At 35.1% G+C, this 692-nt stretch carries 2 protein-coding genes; both read right to left on the reverse strand.

Annotated features, from left to right (window positions below):
- The coding region (locus ABGX27_00175) for a hypothetical protein (GenBank protein MEO2067916.1) at nt 1–448 on the reverse strand (448 nt) is incomplete at its 3' end.
- Between the two features lie 42 nt (nt 449–490).
- Nucleotides 491–692 (reverse strand): HU family DNA-binding protein (locus tag ABGX27_00180; protein MEO2067917.1); only part of this gene is annotated, 202 nt, incomplete at its 5' end.

Consider the following 692-nt stretch of genomic DNA (forward strand, 5'->3'; position numbering starts at 1 on the left):
GCCAAGCTATGTAGTTTTTGGTTTCTTCTACTTCCGCTTTAGTGCTTAAGTAGTTTTCAAGTAGTTTCTCAGCGTTTTTAAGGTCTTGTAGATATTGCTTTTTTAGTTTGTAGCGTTCCCGAGTGTCTATAAGTGGTATCTCTATTCTTACTCCAAGATTTACAGGGGGTTCATAGTAGTAGCTTTGGTTTTCTGGAATGTCTTTTCTTAGCGTTGCGAATGCTTTTAGCCTAAAATTTAGCTTAGATTGCTTAGGAGTTATTTTCTTTAAAAGTTTAATGCAGTTAAGGGGTAAGTATGGAGAAGGTGAAGGTTCTTTTAAGGTTCCTAAGAAAGGCTGGTACTTTTCTTTTAAAGGTTCTTGTTTACCTAATACTTCTTCCGTGGCTTTTCCTTGATGACTTTGGAGGATAAGCGTTATAGCTATTAGTGTCAGCGTCTTTTTCACTTTCATTTTCTCCACTATCACTAACACTTTCCACTAACACTATCAAGTTAAACTATTTAGCTTCCTTATTAGCTTCTTAGATGGCTTAAACCTTAGCGTTTTATAGTCCTTTAGTTCTATCTGTCTAAGTGGAGAGTTTATGGTTCTGTTTAAGGTTATAACCCTGAATGTTCCAAATTCTCTAAGTTTTATCGTTCTACCTTCTTTAAAGCATTCTTCTAAGACTCTTAATGTTGCGTTTAAA

The organism is Desulfurobacteriaceae bacterium, from assembly GCA_039832905.1.
Lineage (GTDB): Bacteria > Aquificota > Aquificia > Desulfurobacteriales > Desulfurobacteriaceae > Desulfurobacterium.